Source organism: Rhizobacter terrae, from assembly GCF_003852895.1.
In the GTDB taxonomy this organism is placed as follows: Bacteria; Pseudomonadota; Gammaproteobacteria; order Burkholderiales; family Burkholderiaceae_C; genus Albitalea; species Albitalea terrae.
On sequence record NZ_QUSW01000005.1, the window covers coordinates 199,457 to 218,119 of the forward strand.

Below are 18,663 nucleotides of genomic sequence, written 5' to 3' on the forward strand. Positions count from 1 at the left end.
TCGAAAGCCACGCCGCGACCTGCACGGGGCAGGTGCGGCGGGCAGGTCCGCGCTGGGCGCGTGGCCCGCGCCATGGGCTGCATGGCGGGGTACTTCAACTCCGGGTGACGGCGGGGGTCAGGGCGTGCACTTCAGTGCGTCGGCGTCCTTGCCGGCACCGGGCACGTAGCGCACGTTGGCCACCGACAGGCCGAAGGGCTTGGTGGTCATGATCACCAGCGGCGTGTTCACGGCGGTGAACTTGGTGCCCGTGGCTTCGAAGCAGCTCAGCGGCATCTTGACGCTGATGGGCTTGTTCAGCGGCGCGGTCTTGTAGAAGTTGGTCATGTCCACCACGCCCAGGCAGGGGTAGCGGCAGTCCACGCGCATGGTCACCTGGTCTTCGGGGGCCTTGTTCACGATGGCGTCGAACACCAGCGCGCCGTTGGCTTCGAGGTAGTCCAGCAGGTCGTTGGAGGTCTTGCTCTGCAGGTGGAACTGGCCCAGGCCGCCCGTCCAGGTGAACTTGGCGCCGGGGGCGTCGCCGACCTTGGTGGGCTCGACCTTGATGGCCCCTGCGTCCAGCGGGGCCGTGCCGTTCTGCGGCACGGTGGTGGAGAAGTTCGCCGGCGTGCCCAGGAAGAGGGTGTAGGGCGCGACGCTGCCCTTGTCGCCGTACACCGACAGCACGGGAAGCTTGGAATCGGCGGCGGGTGCGGCGGCAGCCTTGGCAGCCGGTGCGGGCGCCGCGGCGGGAGCGGGCGCAGGGGCCGACGAGGTGCTCGAAGGCGACGAGGCGCAGCCGGCAAGTGCGGCGGCGATCGCCATGGAAGCAAGGGCCGCGAGGCGCGACGACGTGGACGGACGGGTCATGGTATCTCCTGGTCTATGGACTACCGGCGCTGCCTTCATCGACTCAGTGCTTGGGCGCCGCGTATGGAGACCAAGAATATTGAAACCGCTTTCAAGATACCATTGGGGAGAACGCGGGGGCATATGAATGGGCTTTCGTGAGCTTTTTCCGCTTAAGCTTCGGAAGACCGAATGCGGTTTCGTAAATCCCCACCTCATGGCACGCAACCAAGAACCGAACGCATACCAACAGGTCGTCACGCTTGCGATGGTGGCCGAGACAGCGGGAGTCTCACCCAGCACCGTGTCGCGCATCCTCACCGGGCACGCGAAGGTCAGTGACGACAAGCGCGCCGCGGTGGAGTCCGCCATCGCGAAGCTCAACTACCAGCCCAATGTGCTGGCGCGAGGCCTGGCTCAAGGCCGCACGCTGAGCATTGGCGTGCTCACGCAGGACATCAAGAGCCCTTTCTACGGTGAAGCATTGCGCGGCATCGAGGATGCGCTCGAGGGCACCGGCATCGTGCCGCTGTTCGTGAGCGGCCACTGGATCGTGCAGGACGAAGTCGAGCGCATGACCCACCTGCTGGGCCGCCGCGTGGACGGCATCATCGTGCTCACCGGCCGCCTCACCGATGAGCAGATCCGCGAGTACGCCCGGCGCGTGCCCATCGTGGTGACCGGCCGCAGCGTGAAGGGCCAGAACATCGCGTCCATGCGGGTGGACGACTTCAGCGGCGCCTACAAGGCGACCAAGCACCTGCTGGAGCTCGGCCATCGCCGCATTGCGCACATCGCCGGCCCGCAAGACCACCTCGATTCCGTCGAACGCCTGAAGGGCTACCGCAAGGCGCTGGAGGAAGCGGGCGTCAGCTTCGACCCCAAGCTGGTCGTGTACGCCGACTTCCACGAACCCAGCGGCGTGCTGGCGATCAACCAGCTCATCGAGGCGCGGCAGTCGTTCACTGCCGTCTTCGCCTCCAACGACCAGACCGCCTACGGCGCGCGCCTGGCCTTCCACCAGCGCAACATCCGCGTGCCCGAAGACGTGTCGTTGATCGGCTTCGACGACCTGCCGGGCTCGCGCTACATGATCCCGCCGCTGTCGACCATCCACCAGCCGGTGTACGAGCTCGGGCAGTCGGCGGCGAAGGTGCTGCTCAAGCTGATCGAAGGCTCGAAGACACGGGCGACGCTGCCGGAGCCGGAGCTGGTGGCGCGGGAGTCGACGAAGCGGCTGCGCGGGTAGGTCGGGGCCGTGCCGGGGACGCATGTGCTCAGGTACGCTTGCGCCCATGGAACATCTTGCTGACAAACCCGAAGGCTTCCAGACCGTCTCCAAGGCCCTGCTCACGCGCGGCCATCCACATGCACCGATCTTCCTCGAGGTCGCGGCGCGCACCTCGCAGGAAGCCGCCGATGCGCTGAACATCCAGCTCGGCCAGATCGCCAAGAGCGTGATCTTCCGCCGCAAGAGCGACGACGTGGCCGTGCTGGTGGTGACCTCCGGCGACCGGCGCGTGGACGAAAAGAAGGTGGCCGCCATCGTCGGCGCCATCGGCCGTGCGGACGCCGACTTCGTGAAGACCAAGACCGGCTTTTCCATCGGCGGCGTCGCGCCCATCGCGCATGCGAGCCACCCCGTCACGCTGATCGACCGTGATCTGTTCCGCTTCGACGAGGTGTGGGCCGCCGCTGGCCACCCCAACGGCGTGTTCAAGCTGAGCCCGAAGGAACTCGAGGCGCTGACGGCCGCACCGGTGGTCGACATCGTGCAATTGTGAACAGGTTCTCGCCCGCGCTGTAAGCCACCTGGGGAGCCGTCGACCAAGCCTCATCGCGATTTTTCGGGGTGAGGACTTTCCATGCATCGACGGCACTTCATTCACGGCGGCCTGGCCACGTTGTTTGGCGCGCCCTGCGCACCGCTGGCATTCGCGGCGGACAAGCCCGCGGCGGCACTCAACGCGCAGATGAAGGGCGTGATGGTCCACGACCTCCAGCCCTTCGACCTCCAGCGCGAACGCGGCAAGGTGGTGCTGGTGTTCTTCTGGAGCACGACGTGCGCGGTGTGCCGCGACAAGCTGCCGGAGTTCCGCGTGAACTACGAGGCCTGGCGCGACAAGGGCTTCCAGCTCATCGCGGTGAACACGGATGCGAAGCCGGAGGACCTGCAGCGCTACGTGGACCTCATCCACCGCGCCGTTCCCGAGCGCCAGCAGTTCCCGATGGTGTGGCGTGGCGATGCGCGCCATGCGGACAACTTCGGCGTGGTCCCGCACGTGCCCACGTCCTTCCTCGTCAACCGCCAGGGGCAGGTGGTGAAGGAAATCCATGGCCGCATCGAGCCGGCCTTGTGGGACGACATCGCGGAGCTGGTGCTGGGTTGATCGGGCGCGGGCTGTGCGCCGCGGCCAGCCGCATCGGACAATGCCGTCCATGCAGCCACCATCCCCCGTCCCCAGCCCCTGCATCAGCATCTGCCGCATGAGCGCGGCCACGGGGCTGTGCGAAGGCTGCCATCGCACCATCGACGAGATCGCCGCCTGGTCACGCATGGAAGATCCCGAGAAGCGCGCCGTGTGGGCGCTCATCGACGAGCGCCGTGCGCGGCTGGGTGTGCAGGCCGCCAGGGAAGGACAGGCATGAAGCACCTGCGCTTCTACTTCGACGTCATCTCGCCCTTCGCCTGGCTGGCCTTCGCGAAGTTGCCGAAGGTGATCGAAGGCCATTCGGTCACCGTCGACTACCAGCCGGTGCTCTTCGCCGGCCTGCTGTCGCACTGGGGCCAGAAGGGCCCGGCGGAGATCGAACCCAAGCGCGCGTGGACCTTCCGCCACGTCTACTGGCAGGCGCACCGCGATGGTGTTCCCTTGCAGACGCCTGCGCAGCATCCCTTCAACCCCTTGGCCCTGCTGCGCCTGGCGATGGCCTGCGCCCCCGAGGGCATGACGCCGGGCCGCCATGCGTGCGAGAAGATCTTCCGCCACGTGTGGGAGGGCGGCGGCGACGCGAACGACCCCGCGCGCCTGCAGGCGCTCACGCAGGCCCTCGCACCTGGTCGCGATCCGAACAGTGACGCAGTGAAGCAGGCCCTCAAGGCATCGACCGACCAGGCCATCGCCCGCGGCGTCTTCGGCGTACCCACCGTGGAACTCGACGGCCGGCTCTTCTGGGGCGTGGATGCGCTGGACATGGTGAGCGCCAGCTTGCGCGGCGACCCCTGGTTCGATGGCCCTGACTGGAGCAGGGCTGCTGTCGCGCCACCGGGGGTCGTGCGCCCACCCAAGGGCAATCCCTGACAGGGACTTTCCCTCGAATCCCACATCGAGAAACGCGACGTTCGGGTTCGTCCTGAGTTTGTCAGCAAACGTTCAGCGTGGTGTCAGGAGACGGTCAGAGCTTCCTCTGAAGATGCCGGCCATGCATCGCCGGGGGCGGTGGTGCGCTCTCACAGGAGACATGTATGGCAACGACAGTTGGGGGTGGAGCCAAGCCGCTCGCCAAGTCCACAGCGCCGATGACGGCAGAGGAAAAGAAGGTCATCTTCGCTTCCAGCCTCGGCACGGTGTTCGAGTGGTATGACTTCTACCTCTACGGGACCCTGGCCCCGATCATCGGCAAGCAGTTCTTCTCGAACCTCGACCCGACATCGCAGGTGATCTTCTCGCTGCTGGCCTTCGCCGCGGGCTTCATCGTGCGTCCCTTCGGCGCGCTGGTGTTCGGCCGCCTGGGCGACATGATCGGCCGCAAGTACACATTCCTGGTCACCATCCTGATCATGGGCCTGTCGACTTTCATCGTCGGCTTGCTACCGGGTTATGCCGCGATCGGCGTTGCTGCGCCGGTCATCCTGATCGGCCTGCGCCTGCTGCAAGGCCTGGCGCTCGGCGGCGAGTACGGCGGTGCGGCCACCTATGTGGCCGAGCACGCGCCGCACGGCAAGCGAGGCGCGTACACCTCGTGGATCCAGACCACGGCCACGCTGGGCCTGTTCCTGTCCCTGCTCGTGATTCTCGGTGCGCGCACCTGGCTGACCGAGCCAGTGTTCGCCGACTGGGGCTGGCGCATTCCATTCCTGGTTTCGATCTTCCTGCTGGCCATCAGCGTGTGGATCCGCCTGTCCATGAACGAGTCGCCTGCCTTCAAGAAGATGAAGGAAGAGGGCAAGACCTCCAAGGCACCGCTGACTGAATCCTTCGGCCAGTGGAAGAACCTGAAGATCGTGATCCTGGCGCTGGTCGGCCTCACCATGGGCCAGGCCGTCGTCTGGTACACGGGCCAGTTCTATGCGCTGTTCTTCCTGACCGGCGCGCTGAAGGTCGATGCACCCACCGCCAACATCCTGATCGCGGTGTCGCTGCTCATCGGTACGCCGTTCTTCATCGTGTTCGGTGCACTGTCGGACAAGATCGGCCGCAAGCCCATCATCATGGCCGGCTGCCTGCTGGCTGCGCTGACCTACTTCCCGCTGTTCAAGGCACTCACCGAGAACGCCAACCCCGAGCTGGCCGCGGCGCAAGCGAAGAACAAGGTGGTGGTCACGGCCGATCCCGAGCGCTGCTCGTTCCAGTTCAACCCGACTGGCGTGGCCAAGTTCACGAGCTCATGTGACATCGCCAAGCAGGTGTTGGCCGGTCGTTCGGTGAGCTACGACAACGAAGCGGCTGCCACCGGTTCCGTGGCGCAGATCAAGATCGGCGAGAAGATCATCCCGGGCTTCGAGTCCAAGGGCCTGCCGGCTGACGAGTTCAAGAAGAAGGATGCGGAATTCAAGGCCGCCATCGGTGCCGCGCTGAAGGAAGCCGGCTACCCCGACAAGGCCAAGCCGATTCCGTTCATGGGCGGCCAGTGGTGGACCCTCGTGGCCATCCTGACCGTGATGGTGATCTACGTGACCATGGTGTACGGCCCCATCGCCGCGATGCTCGTCGAGCTGTTCCCGACGCGCATCCGCTACACCTCGATGAGCCTGCCGTACCACATCGGCAACGGCTGGTTCGGCGGCCTGCTGCCGGCGACCGGCCTGGCCATCGTGGCGCAGACGGGCAACATGTACAACGGCCTGTGGTATCCCATCATCTTCGCGGGCATCACCTTCGTGGTCGGCATGCTGTTCGTGCGCGAGACCAAGGACGTCAACATCTACGCCAACGATTGAGCGTCTTGAATGAAGGAATGACCTGACATGTGGAAACTGGTACTCGGCTTTGTCCTCTTCGCGGCCCTGGCGCTGTTCATGCTGAAGAAAACCGGCGGCGATGTGGACATGAGCGGTGAAAAGCACGTCGTTGGTGACGCCCATGCCGCCCCCGCGGCATCGGTGCCGGCTTCAGCGGCGTCGCAGTAGGGCCAGGCCATTCATGATTGAAACGGCCGGTCGGGAGACCGGCCGTTTTTCTTTTGGGCTTGCTTTTTCGCGTTGATCGGGTGGGGCCGCGGCAGGCGGCATAGGCCAGGGGCTGCGGCTGTGGCGGTCGGCGCGTAGCGCCGACTGCGCTGTGCTGCTCGCACCGAGGGGTGCACGGGGAAACTCCCGCCGCGCCCCTGCGGTGCGCTGTGGTCAAACAGTCCCCGTGAGTCAGAAGACGAAGCGTGCTGCGCACGCCACCCCTCGGTGCTGCGCTGCTCGCCGCCACAGACGCAGCCCCTGGCCCATGCCGCCTGCCGCTCAAGGGAGGTTGGGCTGGCTCGACGAGAAAACCCACGCCTTTGCCCATCCCACAACGAGCTGTCAGTGCTTACAGCTTGCTCCCGCACGGGACGATGGTTACCGTTCGTGTCGAGGGCTCCGACAACAACGCAATGATGAACTGGAGGGAGCATGAAGCCCATGGCCAACAAGGCCGCCCGATGGCTGCTGCATTCGCTGGCAGCCACCGTCCCCTTGCTTGCCTCAGCGCAGGCAGCCGAGACCGCCGCCAAGCCGCCATCCAAAGGCGACCACGTCGTCTATCGCGACGAAGGCGGACATGAGTGGTGTGTCACCGTGATGCTCCTGGACACGGGCGTCGATTCGCGCCCCTGGGCCTGGGTGACCTTCCGGGACAACCCACAGCGGATGGAGCACGCGCCGCTGGACACCCTGGGGCGTGCCTGCCCCGCGGGGGGCGGCTGAGCCGGTGCTCAGCCGGTCGGTGCCTGTGCCGGTGAAGGCGTGGGCATCGACAAGGCCGCCAGGCATGCATTGCACAGGCAGCTGGCGTACTGCTTCTCCAGCTCCGCCAGCGTCTGCGCGCTCAGGCGCACTTGCGTGCACCAGCAGGGCACGTCGTCCTTGACGCCGCAATGGAAGGCGCCGCCGCAGCGCGGGCAGGCCGAGTCATGAAGCCCGCTCACGCGAACAGGCCCTTGTGCTGCTCGCGCAGCAGGTTCTTCTGCACCTTGCCCATCGCATTGCGCGGCAGTTCGTCGACAACGAAAAGGTGCTTGGGCACCTTGAAGTTGGCGATGCGCGACTTGAGTTCACCGATGAGTGCCACCGCCTCCAGCGAAGCGCCAGGCTTTTTAACGACCACTGCCACCACGCCCTCCCCGAAGTCCGGATGCGGCACGCCGATCACCGCGCTCTCGGCCACGCCAGGCAGTTCGTTGAGCACGCCCTCGATCTCCGCGGGGTAGACGTTGTAGCCGCCGGTGATGATGAGGTCCTTGCTGCGTCCGACGATCACCACGTAGCCCTGCTCGTCGAACTTGCCCACGTCGCCCGTCTTGAACCAGCCGTCGGCGGTGAACTCCTCCTTGGTCTTCTCGGGCATGCGCCAGTAGCCGGAGAACACGTTGGGGCCCTTCACCTCGATGCCGCCGATCTCGCCGCGAGCCACCGGCCGGCCCTGGTCGTCATGAACGCGCACACCCACGCCCGGCAGCGGGAAACCCACCGTGCCGCCCTTGCGCTCGCCGTCCTTCGGATCGCAGGGGTTGGAGGTCAGCATCACCGTCTCGCTCATGCCATAGCGTTCGAGGATGGTGTGGCCGGTGCGCGACTTGAACTCGTTGAAGGTCTCGATGAGCAGCGGCGCCGAGCCACTGATGAACAGCCGCATGTTGCGGCAGGCCTCGCGCGTGAACGAGGCCTCGCCCAGCAGCCGCACGTACAGCGTGGGCACGCCCATGAACACGGTGGCCTCGGGCAGACGCTCCACCACCGCGCGCGGCGCGAACTTGCCGAACCACAGCATCTTGCTGCCGTTGAGCAGCGCACCATGCGAGGCCACGAACAGGCCATGCACGTGGAAGATGGGCAGGGCGTGGACCAGCACGTCGCCCTCGCGCCAGCCCCAATAGTCCTTGAGCGTGCGGGCGTTGGACAGCAGGTTGCCGTGGCTGAGCATCGCGCCCTTGCTCCGTCCGGTGGTGCCGCTGGTGTACAGGATGGCGGCGAGGTCGTCCGCGCTGCGTTGCATCGGCTCGTGCTTGTCGCCGTGGTGCGACGCGCGCTCCAGCAGGCTGCCGCTGCGGTCCTCGTTGAGCGTGAAGACGTGCTTGCAGCCGGCCTTGAAGGCGATCTTGCTGACCCAGCCGAAATTCTTGCCACTGCACACCACCACGCTCGGCTCGGCGTTGCCGATGAAGTACTCGATCTCGCTGCTCTGGTAGGCGGTGTTCAGCGGCAGGTACACGTAGCCTGCGCGCAGCACGGCCAGGTACAGGAGCAGCGCTTCCACCGACTTCTCGGTCTGCACCGCCACGCGTGCGCCTTCGGGCAGGTCCAGCCACTGCAGCAGGTTGGCGATGCGCGCGGTGGCGTGGTCGATGTCGCGCCAGGTGTAGAAAAGGCGCTCGCCGTCGGCGGTCTCGATGGCGGTGCTGTCCAGGTCCGATGGGAAGGCGTCGCGCAAGGCGGCGAAGAGATTCTGGTTGGCGGTCATGGTCGAACGGTAGTCAGCCGCGCTGGAAACGCGGCGGTCGCTTCTCGATGAAAGCAGTGACGCCTTCGCGGTGCTGGGCGCTGTCGGCGTAGTCGAAGAGGGTGCGGCGCTGCATTGCGTCGAGCGGGCCGTGGGCCAGCAGGCGCAGCGTGCGCTTGTTCAGCCGCGCGGCCTGCGGCGACAGCGCAGCCAGCTTCTCCGTGCGGCGTTGCACGGTGGACGCCACGTCGGCATCGGGCACCACCTGGTTCACGATGCCCGCGGCCAGCGCCTGCTGGGCATCGAACAGCCGCGCCTCCAGCAGCATCTCGCGCAGCACGGTGGTGCTCACCACGCGGCTCACCACCTCGACTTCGGCCGGCGCCATCGGAAAACCCAGCTTCGCGATCGGTGCGCCAAAGCGGCTCGACTCCCCACAGATGCGGATGTCGCAGCAGGCCGCGATCTCCAGCCCGCCTCCGACACAGGCGCCTTCGATCTGCGCGAAGACGGGGATGTCGCAGGCCAGGATGGCGTGCAGCGCGGGCGCCACCACGTTCTCGTGGAAGTCGTGCAGCGCCTGCTGGTCGAAGCGGAAGCCGGCGAATTCCACGATGTCGCCGCCCGAGGCGAACTGCCCGTCGGCGCCGCACACCACCACCGCATGCGGCGCGTCGGCATGCGGCAGGGCCTGCAGGCGCTCGAACATCGCGCGCAGCTCGCGCCACATCGCGATGTCGATGGCGTTGAGCTTGCCCGGGTTGGCGAGCGTCACCCGCGCCCAGTCGCCCATCGATTCCAGTTGGATCTGTCCCATCAGTCGAGCTTGGCGCCGGAACTCTTCACCACCTCGCTCCAGCGCTTGACCTCCGCGCTCACGAACTTGCCGAAGGCGGGGCCGTAGAGCTTGGGCGTCTCGGTGCCCAGGCCTTGCCAGATCGACGTCAGCTCCGGCGTCGCGAAGGCCTTGGCCAGCTCGGCCTGCATGCGGTCGACGAGCTCCTTGGGCGTGCCCTTGGGCGCCCACAGGCCGTACCACGTGGCGACCTGGTAGGTGGGCACGCCGGCCTCGGCCGTGGTCGGCAGGTCGGGGAAGCCCGGCGCCCGCTGCTGGGACGCCACCGCCAATGCCTTGATGCGCCCGCCCTTGATGTGGTTGGCCGACGAACCCAGGCCGTCGAACATCATGTCCACCTGGCCGGCAATGAGATCCTGCAGCGCGGGGCCTGCGCCGCGGTAGGGGATGTGCGTGATGAAGGTCTTGGTCTGCAGCTTGAACAGCTCGCCGGCGAGGTGGTGCGAGGTGCCGTTGCCGGCCGAGCCGTAGTTGTACTTGCCGGGGTTCTTGCGCACGAGTTCGAGGAAGCCCTTGAGGTCGTTCACCGGCATGCGCTGCGGGTTCACCACGATGACCTGCGGCACGCTGGAGATGAGGCCCACGGGCACGAAGTCGTTCTCGAGGTTGTAGTCGAGCTTGGGGTACATGGCCGGCGCGATGGCGTGGTGCACCGCGCCCATGAAGAAGGTGTAGCCGTCTGGCGCCGCCTTGGCCGCGACGCTGGCGCCCACCGTGCCGCCGGCGCCGCCACGGTTGTCCACGATGAGCTGCTTGCCCAGGTTCTTGGTGAGCACCGCGCTCAGCGGCCGGGCGAAGGCGTCCGTGCCGCCGCCGCTCGGGAAGGGAACGATGAAGGTCACCGGCCTGGCGGGCCAGGCGTCCGCCGCGCGGGCGGTGTTCACGAAGGGTGCGGCAGCGCCCGCGATGAGCAGTTCGCGCCGCGTGGGATGTATGCGTTGGAAGGCCATGGTGCGTCTTCTCCTCGTTGTCAGATCAGCGATGCGATGGCCCGCGACTGCGCGACCTCGCCATGAACGAATTTCTCGTGGTGAGATTCAACCTTGCCGAGGTCATAAAGGTAATTGACCATGAGCCCCAAGGATTGCTTCACCCCTTTGGCCGACAGGTCGGCCAGCGTGTTGAGGCGTTCGAGTCTCGCACCGTTGTCGAGGTGGAAGCACGCGACCGGATCGCCCTGCGCACTGGTGGACTGGATGCCCAGGTAGAACGCGCCGAGCTGCCTGAGCGCCTCCTGCGTGGCCGTGCTTGATTCGTGCAGTGCGCGTTCGCCGCCGGCCTTGCATGCGGCATCCTTCAAACCGTCAAGCATGGTGGCACTTCCCTTCGGACTTCTCATGGGCGCGCCAGGCCTGCCGGGCTCTGCGCCGCGCCATCGGGACTCTAGCTCAGGGTTCCACCCTCTGCGCCGCTAGCCTTGCGGGGGTTAAAGTGTCTGCTGTCCAGACAGGGGAACCGCATTTCATGGCAGTGAGCCATCCCGAGCCGCGCGGCGAGCACCTGCCGGCCGATGCCGACAGCGTCCTGAAGCTCGCGGCGCAATCGATGTTCGACCAGTTCGCCCACACCGCGATGGGCATGATGGTCGTGGACCGCGACCACCGCATCGTGTGGATCAGCGACGGCTACAAGCGCTTCCTGCCGGCGCTGGGCCATGAGGAATCGGACTTCGTCGGCCGCCGCGTGGAAGAGGTGGTGCCCAACACGCTGATGGCGCAGGTCATCGACAGCGGCCAACCCATCCTGGTGGACCTGCTGACCAACCAGGCCGGCACCTTCCTGGTGAGCCGGCTGCCGCTGCGCAACGAGCAGGGCGAGATCCTCGGCGCGTTGGGCATGGTGCTGCTGGACCACCCCGAGACGACCATGCAGCCGCTGATCGCCAAGTTCAGCCGCCTGCAGCGCGAGCTCGACGATGCGCGGCAGCAGCTCGCGGCACAACGCCGCCCCAAGTACACCGTGGCCAGCTTCATCGGCGCCGGGCCCGCGGCCATGGAGGTGAAGCGCCAGGCGCGACGCGTGGCGCAGACCGACAGCACCGTGCTGCTGCTGGGCGAGACGGGCACCGGCAAGGAGCTGCTGGCGCATGCCATCCACGCGGCGAGTTCGCGCGCGGCCCGGCCCTTCGTGGGCGTGAACATCGCGGCCATCCCCGACACCCTGCTCGAAGCCGAGTTCTTCGGCGTGGCCGCGGGGGCCTACACCGGCGCCGACCGCAAGGGACGCGACGGCAAGTTCAAGCTCGCCGATGGTGGCACCCTGTTCCTCGACGAGATCGGCGACATGCCGCTGGCCCTGCAGGCCAAGCTGCTGCGCGTGCTGCAGGAGCAGGAGGTGGAGCCGCTGGGCAGCAATCAGGTGCAGCGGGTGGACGTGCGCATCATCGCCGCCACCAGCCGCGACCTGCCCGCCATGGTGGCGGCCGGTGGCTTCCGCGCTGACCTGTACTACCGGCTCAATGTGCTGCCCATCCGGCTGCCCGCGCTGCGCGAACGGCTGGGTGACATCGAGGCGCTGGTGGAGGCGCTCTCGGACGACATCGCCCGCCGCAGCGGCACGCCGCCCAAGAGCCTGAGTGCCGACGCGCTGGACTTGCTGGCGGTGCAGGCGTGGCCGGGCAACATCCGCGAGCTGCGCAACGTGCTGGAACAGGCAACGCTGATGACCGATGACCTGCAGCTCACGTCGACGCATTTCACCGGGCTTGGATTGCAGGCGGGAGGCGCACGGCGTGCCGTGCCGGCCGCGGAGCCGAACGCCCCTGCGGCGCTGGAGGCGCCGAAGCCCGGCGTGCCATCGCAGGCGGACATCAAGCCGCTGCCGCAAGCCATCGCCGAGCTGGAGATTCAATCCATCCGCAACGCGCTGGCGGCAACCGGCGGGAACAAGCTGCAGGCGTCGCGGCTGCTGGGCATTTCCAGGGCAACGCTGTACGAGAAGCTGCCGATGCTGGCAAAGGCCGACGCGGCTGCTTCATGAAGCTGGCTCAGCATCACGCCAGCGAGACCTCAGGTCCGAGTCAGACACAGCTCGGTAACATGGCCCGGCCCGCAGTCGGGGGCGTTGTGTCTTCCATCGTCACCCATGAAAGGCTCTGCCATGCTGCACTTGCTCTGGATGTTCATCGTCGGCATCGTCGTCGGCGCCATCGCCAGGTTCATCATGCCGGGCACCGAGCACCTCGGGATCCTCATGACCGGCGTGCTCGGGATCGCGGGGTCCTTTGTCGGCGGCTTCATTGCGCGGCTCTTCAGCAAGCCCGCTGATGGCGCGCTGGTGCATCCGGCGGGGCTCATCCTGTCCGTCGTGGGTGCGTTGATCTTGCTGTACGCGTGGAATCATCTGGGGCGCTAGGCCGCAGTTTTCGAGGCCGCGACCATCCCGCCACCATGCCACTACCGCCAATGCCCATGTCAGCATCGACTCTTGCCAAGATCGTCGCCGCCATCATCGTGATGATCGTTGCCGTTGTCGTGTGGCCGTTCTACTCGGTTCCAACAGGCAGTCGTGGTGTCGTGACCCAGTTCGGAAAGATCGTCGGGATCGAGGGAGAAGGCCTGGCGGTCCTGCCTCCCTGGCAGAAGCTGTCCAACTTCAGCATCCGCGCCGAGAAGGCCGACATCGAGAATGCAGAAGGCAGCACGAGCGATACCCAGCCCGTGAAGGTGAGCATGACGGTTCGATACAGCATTGCCACGGACCGCGTCGCGGAAGTCTTCGAAAAGTACTCGCACGACGGCAATCTGTCGTCCTACGTGCAAACGGCCACGCAAGAGATCTTCAAGGCGGTGACTGCCAAGTACACCGCGCCCGACCTCATTGCACAGCGCGCCAAGGTCTCGTCTGACATCAACGCGGCACTGCGGGAGAAGCTGGCGCTCTACGGAGCTCAGGTCATCAACATTGACATGCGGAACTTTGCGTTCTCCGAGTCGTACATGCATGCCATCAACGACAAGGTCACGCAAGAGCAACTGCGCCTTGCGGCCGAGAACAAGCTGAAGACGGTCGAGGCAGAACAGAAGCAGAAGGTGGCCATCGCGGAAGCCGAGGCCAACGCCAGAAAAGCGCAGGCCGACGGCGAGGCTTACGCGAACCTCACCATCGCCAAGGCACAGGCAGAGGCCTTGCGGCTTCAAAATGCCGCTCTGGCGCAAAACAAGGATGTTCTGGAGCTTCGACGAATCGAAGTGGAGCGAACGAAAGCGGAGAAGTGGAACGGGGCGCTGCCGACCGCCGTCTATGCCGGAGCACCCATCCCCTTCTTGAACGTCACCAAGTAGGCCGGCCGCCGCTGTTTACTCGATATCGCAGGCGAAGATCGCCATCGGCTCGTTGACGGGCGTGACCTGGAAGTGCAGTCCCTTGTCCCCGGCGTGCCGGGAGACGATCACCAATTCGCCTCCCGCCCCTCCAGAGCCACCCGCACCGAACGAGTAGCCGATGTCTCCGTTGCCGTCGTTGACGCTCAGCGACTCTTCGTTGGCTGCCGCTCCTGGCGCGTACCTGTGCGGGCCGATGACCAGTTGACGGCCATCGAACGCGACCGGCGCGCGCGACTGCACGCTGCTCTTCATGTCCATGCACGACGCGGTCCTCGACGGGGTGCCCAGCAAGCGCACCGCCGTCGGCCACAGCGACGTTGACGTGCCGGGCGGCGGACCGCCCTGGCACAGTCCGAACGGCGCCGTGGTCGAGTCGTCGCCGACGGTGATCGTGGCGCCGGCGGGCTGCCCGGCTGTCTGGGTGACACCCGCCACGGCGATGCGCTGGCCCTTGCCGAATTCCTCGATGTCGATCTTCGATGCGAAGGAGCCGCCGAAGCGCGTCACGCCCATCTCGTTGATGTACAAGCGGGTGACGTTGAAGGAATTGCCGGCCCAGGTGATGGTGCCATCAGCGGCGAAGCCGATGGGCGAGCCGGAGCGCGGCACCGGCATGGCCTGCCCGCGGCCCCTGGCGCATTCGCTGCCGTAGGTGCCGACCAGGAAGGACATGACCGCGCGCTTGGCCTCGGCCGTGATGGTCAGGTCGACCGGTGCGGCGCATGCCGTGCCTGCCATGGCCAGAATGCCGGCGACCACTGAGGCCGACGGACGACATGTGACAAGGCGGCGAGTACGCATGGCGGGTGCACGGATGAATCCATTGGGCGGACGAGGATAGCAGCAGGGCGGGGCGCCGCCCTTGCAACACATGTCACCGGCCGGAAGGCTTGGCCCCCTGGCTCAGTGCCCATCCGATGCGGACCCGATGGGGGCGTTCATCTGCGCCGTGGCCTGATCGATCTGGTCGGCGTAGAGGATGAACTTGAATGGGTCGAATTCCTGGACCTTTTCCATCAGCTTGAGGTACACGAGGCGACGCGACGCGCCCGATCGCTCGCTGGCCGGCAGCCGCGCCTGCAGCGCGCGCAAGGTCGACGCCGCGAGTTCGTGTCGGCCGTCGGCCAGCATCTGGTCAACAGCTGCCAAGACCTGTGATTCACTCAGGCCCAGATAGTCGATCAGCGCGGCGCCGTGCTCAGCATCGCTCAGCATGTCGAGACCCTGCAGGCCGTTCTGCCAGTAGCCGCTGTGCTGCTGGAACAGGCGATTGATCGTGTTCTCGCGCAGCACCAGATAGGCCAGGTGCACCGACGCCGGGCTCTGCTCCAGCGTCGGTGGCACCAGGTTGGCCTGCTGGATCGCGGCGCGGGTCGTGCCCCTGGCCATTTCGGTGGCCACCTGGTCGCGCAGCCACACGAGCTGCGCACGCAGGTCGGACAGCATCGCGGTCGAATCGAACAGGCGGGTCAAGGGCTCGTGGCCATGCAGCAGTACATGCGGCTTCAACGCGTTGACCTGGTCGATGCCAGCCAGCATGCCGTCCAGGCTGCCTTCGTTGGCAAAAGGTGCCCCCAGATACGGCATCAGGATGTCGCCGGTGAACAGCACGCCGTGGTCCGGCATGTGGATCAGCAGCGCGTCGTCCGTCTCGCCGCCGCGCACCGGCTGCAGCGAAAAGTGGGTGCCACCGATCGTCATCTCGGTCCGCTGGCCGATCGTCACGTCGGGCCTGAAGGCCAGGACGTCTTCCAGGCGGAAGCCGCGACCGAAGAATCGCTTCAGCGTGGCCGGATCAGCCCCGGCATCGAGCGCCAGTTCATCGGCGTAGTTTTCTCGGGCGACAAAGCGCGGCGCCGGGTTCAGGCTGCGGAAGTGGCGCTGCCCGCCCACGTGATCCCAATGCGAGTGGGTGACGAACACCGTGGTCAGCGGCGGCAGCGCGGGCACGCGCGCACGCAGCGCCTCGTGCGCTTCGCGTGCGGCGTCGGGCCGCGAGCCGGCGTCGATGGCGATCAGCTCGCGCCGGTTCGCCGACACGATGAAGTAGTACTCGGTGAACTCGAAGCCCGACAGTGCGTACACCGTGCCCGGCACCACCTCTCGGATCGCACGTGGCGAGAACCGGTGGCCCGAGACGGCATCGCCCGAAAACGAGGTGGTGAAGAGCACCGGCTTGGAGGTCTCGGCGTAGCCGCTCAGCGCCTGCTCGCGCTGCGCCTCGGCGAGGTTGCCGCGCTCGCGGTGCACCGATGCCAGGTGAAAGTGCACTTCGCGCAGCCAGTTCGCATGCGGGGCCTTGTCGGCGTGCGCCACACACCAGCTGAGGTCGGCCAGCGCCGCGTCGCGCTCGCCGAAGAAGCCAGGCAGCCGGGCGCGCACGACGCCCGACATCCAGCGCATAACGAAGGCCTCGCCATGGGTGAGCTGCTTGGCATCGTCGAGCATGCGCACGGTGTCTCGCACCCAGCCGTAGCGCTTGAACAGGCTGACGTCGTGGGCGTGCCCTGCGCGCAGCACGGCGATGGCCGTCAGGTAGATCGCGCGCTGCCCGTCAGTCAGCTGGGGGCCGAAGCGGTGGCGCAGGTCTTCGAAGAAGGCGATGCCCTCGGCATGCCGGCCCGCGTTGGCGAACTGGCCCATCAGCAGAAAGACAAGCTGGGGGTCCGACGGCGGCCGCCACCGGTTGACCTGCTCGAGGTAGGCCAACTCCGGGCGGTTGCCTGCGAAGGCGTCGGCAGCGCCAGTGCTCGGGTTGGCCATCAGCAGCACACCGGCGCCGCAGACCAGGATGAAGAGCCATCGACGGAGGACGTTCATGCGCAGCTCCCACAAAGAAGGATTCGTACAAGTCACTTGCAATTGGCAAGTGACTATTGAAAGACTAGTCTCTTGCGAAAGAGAAGTCAACTTGCTAAGCTGCCCTCATGGCGAAGAGTTACCAGATCGACGATTGCCCGGTCGCCAAGACACTGGACCTGATCGGCGAACGATGGACCATCCTGCTGCTGCGCGAACTGCTGCTGCATGGTCCTCGGCGATTTCAGGATTTCCAGGCGGCGCTGCCCGGCGTGGCCCCCAACATCCTGTCGGCTCGCCTGAAGACGATGGAAGATGACGGCCTGGTGCGGCGCTCCCTCTACAGCGAGCGCCCGCCGCGGCTGGAATATGTGCTCACCGACAAGGGAAAGAGCCTCGGTCCCATCGTGAAGGCGATGCGCGACTGGGGCAACAAGCACCTCGGATGAATGTCGCGCAGACGGCTTGAGCCGCCAGCGATCAGCGACTGAACAATCCGTTGGCGGCCTTGCGCAACAACCGCAGGCCCCGATTGATCGCAGCTTCGTCCGACGTGCCCAGCCCGAAGACCAGCCCAGCGCGCGTGGGCGTGCCAAGGTGGTAGCGACTGAGGCTGTGCAACTCCACGCCGTCGGCGCGCAGGTGGGCGCACAGTGGCTCGACATCGAGTCCGTTCGTCGTCAACGCGCAAACGTGCATCCCGTAGCTCGATGGGACCGGAGTGAGCAGACCCGCAAAGTCGGCCTCGAGGCTGCGCCACAGGTGCTGCTTTCGTGCTGCGTAGATGCCGCGCATGCGTCGGATGTGCCGCGCCAGATGGCCTTCCTGCATGAAGGCCGCCACGCCGAGCTGCGTCGCCGTCGGGCAATGCCAGTCCGCGCAGTTCTTTGCCGCCGTGGCGGCGTCAAGCATCCATGCCGGCGGAATGACGAACCCCAGCCGCAACGACGGCAGCATGCATTTCGAGAACGTCCCGACATAGCAGACGACGTCGGCCGCATCCAGTGTGCGCAGGGCTGGCAACGGGCTGCCTTCGAGGCGGAATTCACCGTCGTAGTCGTCCTCGACCACCACGGCGCCGGTGCTGCGAGCGAAGGCGAGCAACTCGGCACGCCGCCGCGCAGACATCGTCACGCCAATCGGGAATTGGTGCGACGGACACAGGCACACGACGCGCGCGTCGCGGGGGATCGCGTCGACCCGAAGTCCCTCTTCGTCGATCGGCACCGGCACGACGCTCGCGCCCGCCGCGGCAAACGCCACGCGCATCGGTGGATAGCCGGGGTCTTCGACCGCAACCACGGTGCTTCCGGGGATCACGAGCACGCGCGCGAGCAGATCGAACGCTTGTTGCGCGCCGGCGGTGACCACGATCTCGTCGGAAGCGCAGGCCACGGCCCTCGTCAACGCGATGTGATGCGCGATCGCCGCGCGCAAGCCGCGATTGCCCTGGTTGCCGCTGGGGCCGCGGGCACTCGGCGGCCGACGGTCCAAGGCCCGCAGCTGCTGTGCCATGAGGCGGCGAAACGTGGCGTGCGGAAACTCGCGCGAGTCGACCTGTGCCGGCCGGAAATCGACGACCGTGCGCCGGGCCGCGATGTCCGTCAAATCGTCCCAGAAGCCCATGGCGGAACGAACATCCTCACTCAGCCAGAAGGGATTCAGCTGCCGGCTTGCCGGCGGCGGGGTCTCGCGCCCATCGTGTCGAGTGGGCGAGCGTCCTCGGCGCGCGGCGACGTAGGTTCCCGCCCCGCGGCGAGTGGTGATCATCTCTTCGTCGAGGAGGCGCTCGTAGACTTCGGCCAGCGTGTTGCGCGAGACACCGAAGCATTGCAGCGACAGGCGCGTCGGAGGCAAGCGGGCACCCGCGGCCAGGCGGCCGTCGATGATGGCCTGCCTGAGCTGCTGATGCAGGCTCTTCGCGGCGTCGCGCGCGCCGGGCGCGGGACGCTCGATCTGGAGTTCGAAGACGACTGTCTCTGCTGCACCCATGGCGGGCGCC

21 protein-coding genes are annotated in these 18,663 nt (G+C 66.6%); 12 read left to right on the forward strand and 9 right to left on the reverse strand.

Annotation, left to right across the window (positions count from 1 at the left end):
• Positions 1-117 precede the first annotated feature (117 nt).
• Positions 118-852 carry a putative glycoside hydrolase gene (locus DZC73_RS18520; protein ID WP_124541851.1) on the reverse strand — a complete coding sequence of 245 codons (735 nt, stop codon included), beginning with the start codon at positions 850-852 and terminating at the stop codon, positions 118-120.
• Between the two features lie 196 nt (positions 853-1,048).
• Here DZC73_RS18520 and DZC73_RS18525 point away from each other — a divergent pair, with 196 nt between their 5' ends.
• The 8 genes from DZC73_RS18525 to DZC73_RS18555 all read left to right on the forward strand — a co-directional run bounded on the left by DZC73_RS18525 (position 1,049) and on the right by DZC73_RS18555 (position 6,949).
• Positions 1,049-2,080, forward strand: a complete 1,032-nt coding sequence (locus DZC73_RS18525; RefSeq protein WP_124541852.1) for a LacI family DNA-binding transcriptional regulator — start codon at positions 1,049-1,051, stop codon at positions 2,078-2,080.
• Between the two features lie 46 nt (positions 2,081-2,126).
• Positions 2,127-2,615 (forward strand): YbaK/EbsC family protein, encoded by a 489-nt coding sequence (locus DZC73_RS18530; protein WP_124541853.1) that lies wholly within the window; start codon positions 2,127-2,129, stop codon positions 2,613-2,615.
• A gap of 81 nt (positions 2,616-2,696) precedes the next feature.
• Entirely contained in the window at positions 2,697-3,221 is a 525-nt protein-coding gene (locus DZC73_RS18535) for a peroxiredoxin family protein (RefSeq protein ID WP_124541854.1), read from the forward strand.
• A gap of 49 nt (positions 3,222-3,270) precedes the next feature.
• The gene (locus tag DZC73_RS18540; RefSeq protein ID WP_235835193.1) at positions 3,271-3,480 is read left to right on the forward strand and encodes a DUF1289 domain-containing protein; all 210 of its coding nucleotides are present in this window, start codon (positions 3,271-3,273) and stop codon (positions 3,478-3,480) included.
• Positions 3,477-4,133, forward strand: coding sequence for a 2-hydroxychromene-2-carboxylate isomerase (locus DZC73_RS18545; protein ID WP_124541856.1), 657 nt, complete (start codon positions 3,477-3,479; stop codon positions 4,131-4,133). Before DZC73_RS18540 ends, DZC73_RS18545 begins: the two co-directional genes overlap by 4 nt.
• A gap of 164 nt (positions 4,134-4,297) precedes the next feature.
• On the forward strand, positions 4,298-5,992 hold the full coding sequence (locus DZC73_RS18550) for an MFS transporter (RefSeq protein ID WP_124541857.1): 1,695 nt from the start codon (positions 4,298-4,300) through the stop codon (positions 5,990-5,992).
• 27 nt (positions 5,993-6,019) lie between these two features.
• Positions 6,020-6,181: a hypothetical protein gene (locus tag DZC73_RS30040; protein WP_198414892.1), complete on the forward strand. Its 162-nt coding sequence runs from the start codon at positions 6,020-6,022 to the stop codon at positions 6,179-6,181.
• A 474-nt stretch (positions 6,182-6,655) separates the two neighbouring features.
• Entirely contained in the window at positions 6,656-6,949 is a 294-nt protein-coding gene (locus DZC73_RS18555) for a hypothetical protein (protein ID WP_124541858.1), read from the forward strand.
• A gap of 8 nt (positions 6,950-6,957) precedes the next feature.
• Here DZC73_RS18555 and DZC73_RS18560 read toward each other — a convergent pair whose 3' ends face one another.
• The 5 genes from DZC73_RS18560 to DZC73_RS18580 are packed head-to-tail and all read right to left on the reverse strand — an operon-like array spanning position 6,958 to position 10,849.
• Positions 6,958-7,170 carry a cysteine-rich CWC family protein gene (locus DZC73_RS18560; protein ID WP_124541859.1) on the reverse strand — a complete coding sequence of 71 codons (213 nt, stop codon included), beginning with the start codon at positions 7,168-7,170 and terminating at the stop codon, positions 6,958-6,960.
• The gene (locus DZC73_RS18565; protein ID WP_124541860.1) at positions 7,167-8,702 is read right to left on the reverse strand and encodes a malonate--CoA ligase; all 1,536 of its coding nucleotides are present in this window, start codon (positions 8,700-8,702) and stop codon (positions 7,167-7,169) included. Before DZC73_RS18565 ends, DZC73_RS18560 begins: the two co-directional genes overlap by 4 nt.
• A gap of 13 nt (positions 8,703-8,715) precedes the next feature.
• Positions 8,716-9,498 carry an enoyl-CoA hydratase/isomerase family protein gene (locus DZC73_RS18570; RefSeq protein ID WP_124541861.1) on the reverse strand — a complete coding sequence of 261 codons (783 nt, stop codon included), beginning with the start codon at positions 9,496-9,498 and terminating at the stop codon, positions 8,716-8,718.
• Complete coding sequence (locus tag DZC73_RS18575) at positions 9,498-10,487, reverse strand: Bug family tripartite tricarboxylate transporter substrate binding protein (RefSeq protein WP_124541862.1); 990 nt, start codon at positions 10,485-10,487, stop codon at positions 9,498-9,500. Before DZC73_RS18575 ends, DZC73_RS18570 begins: the two co-directional genes overlap by 1 nt.
• A gap of 20 nt (positions 10,488-10,507) precedes the next feature.
• Entirely contained in the window at positions 10,508-10,849 is a 342-nt protein-coding gene (locus DZC73_RS18580) for a malonyl-CoA decarboxylase domain-containing protein (RefSeq protein ID WP_407924116.1), read from the reverse strand.
• Positions 10,850-11,001: 152 nt separating this feature from the next.
• On the opposite strand from DZC73_RS18580, the gene DZC73_RS18585 reads away from it, so the two are divergent.
• The 3 genes from DZC73_RS18585 (at position 11,002) to DZC73_RS18595 (ending at position 13,820) form a co-directional block, all read left to right on the forward strand.
• Positions 11,002-12,516, forward strand: coding sequence for a sigma-54 interaction domain-containing protein (locus DZC73_RS18585; RefSeq protein ID WP_124541864.1), 1,515 nt, complete (start codon positions 11,002-11,004; stop codon positions 12,514-12,516).
• Positions 12,517-12,636: 120 nt separating this feature from the next.
• Positions 12,637-12,891 (forward strand): GlsB/YeaQ/YmgE family stress response membrane protein, encoded by a 255-nt coding sequence (locus tag DZC73_RS18590; RefSeq protein ID WP_124541865.1) that lies wholly within the window; start codon positions 12,637-12,639, stop codon positions 12,889-12,891.
• A 56-nt stretch (positions 12,892-12,947) separates the two neighbouring features.
• Entirely contained in the window at positions 12,948-13,820 is an 873-nt protein-coding gene (locus DZC73_RS18595; protein ID WP_198414893.1) for a prohibitin family protein, read from the forward strand.
• A 15-nt stretch (positions 13,821-13,835) separates the two neighbouring features.
• Here the strand turns inward: DZC73_RS18595 and DZC73_RS18600 are convergent, their stop codons facing one another.
• On the reverse strand, positions 13,836-14,600 hold the full coding sequence (locus DZC73_RS18600) for a hypothetical protein (protein WP_124541867.1): 765 nt from the start codon (positions 14,598-14,600) through the stop codon (positions 13,836-13,838).
• Positions 14,601-14,765: 165 nt separating this feature from the next.
• On the reverse strand, positions 14,766-16,682 hold the full coding sequence (locus DZC73_RS18605) for an MBL fold metallo-hydrolase (RefSeq protein ID WP_124541868.1): 1,917 nt from the start codon (positions 16,680-16,682) through the stop codon (positions 14,766-14,768).
• A gap of 107 nt (positions 16,683-16,789) precedes the next feature.
• Between DZC73_RS18605 and DZC73_RS18610 the strand changes: the two genes are divergently transcribed.
• Positions 16,790-17,110, forward strand: coding sequence for a winged helix-turn-helix transcriptional regulator (locus tag DZC73_RS18610; protein WP_124541869.1), 321 nt, complete (start codon positions 16,790-16,792; stop codon positions 17,108-17,110).
• Positions 17,111-17,141: 31 nt separating this feature from the next.
• Here DZC73_RS18610 and pdxR read toward each other — a convergent pair whose 3' ends face one another.
• A complete protein-coding gene (gene pdxR, locus DZC73_RS18615; RefSeq protein WP_124541870.1) occupies positions 17,142-18,653 on the reverse strand; it encodes a MocR-like pyridoxine biosynthesis transcription factor PdxR in 1,512 nt (503 codons plus the stop codon).
• Positions 18,654-18,663: the final 10 nt, after the last annotated feature.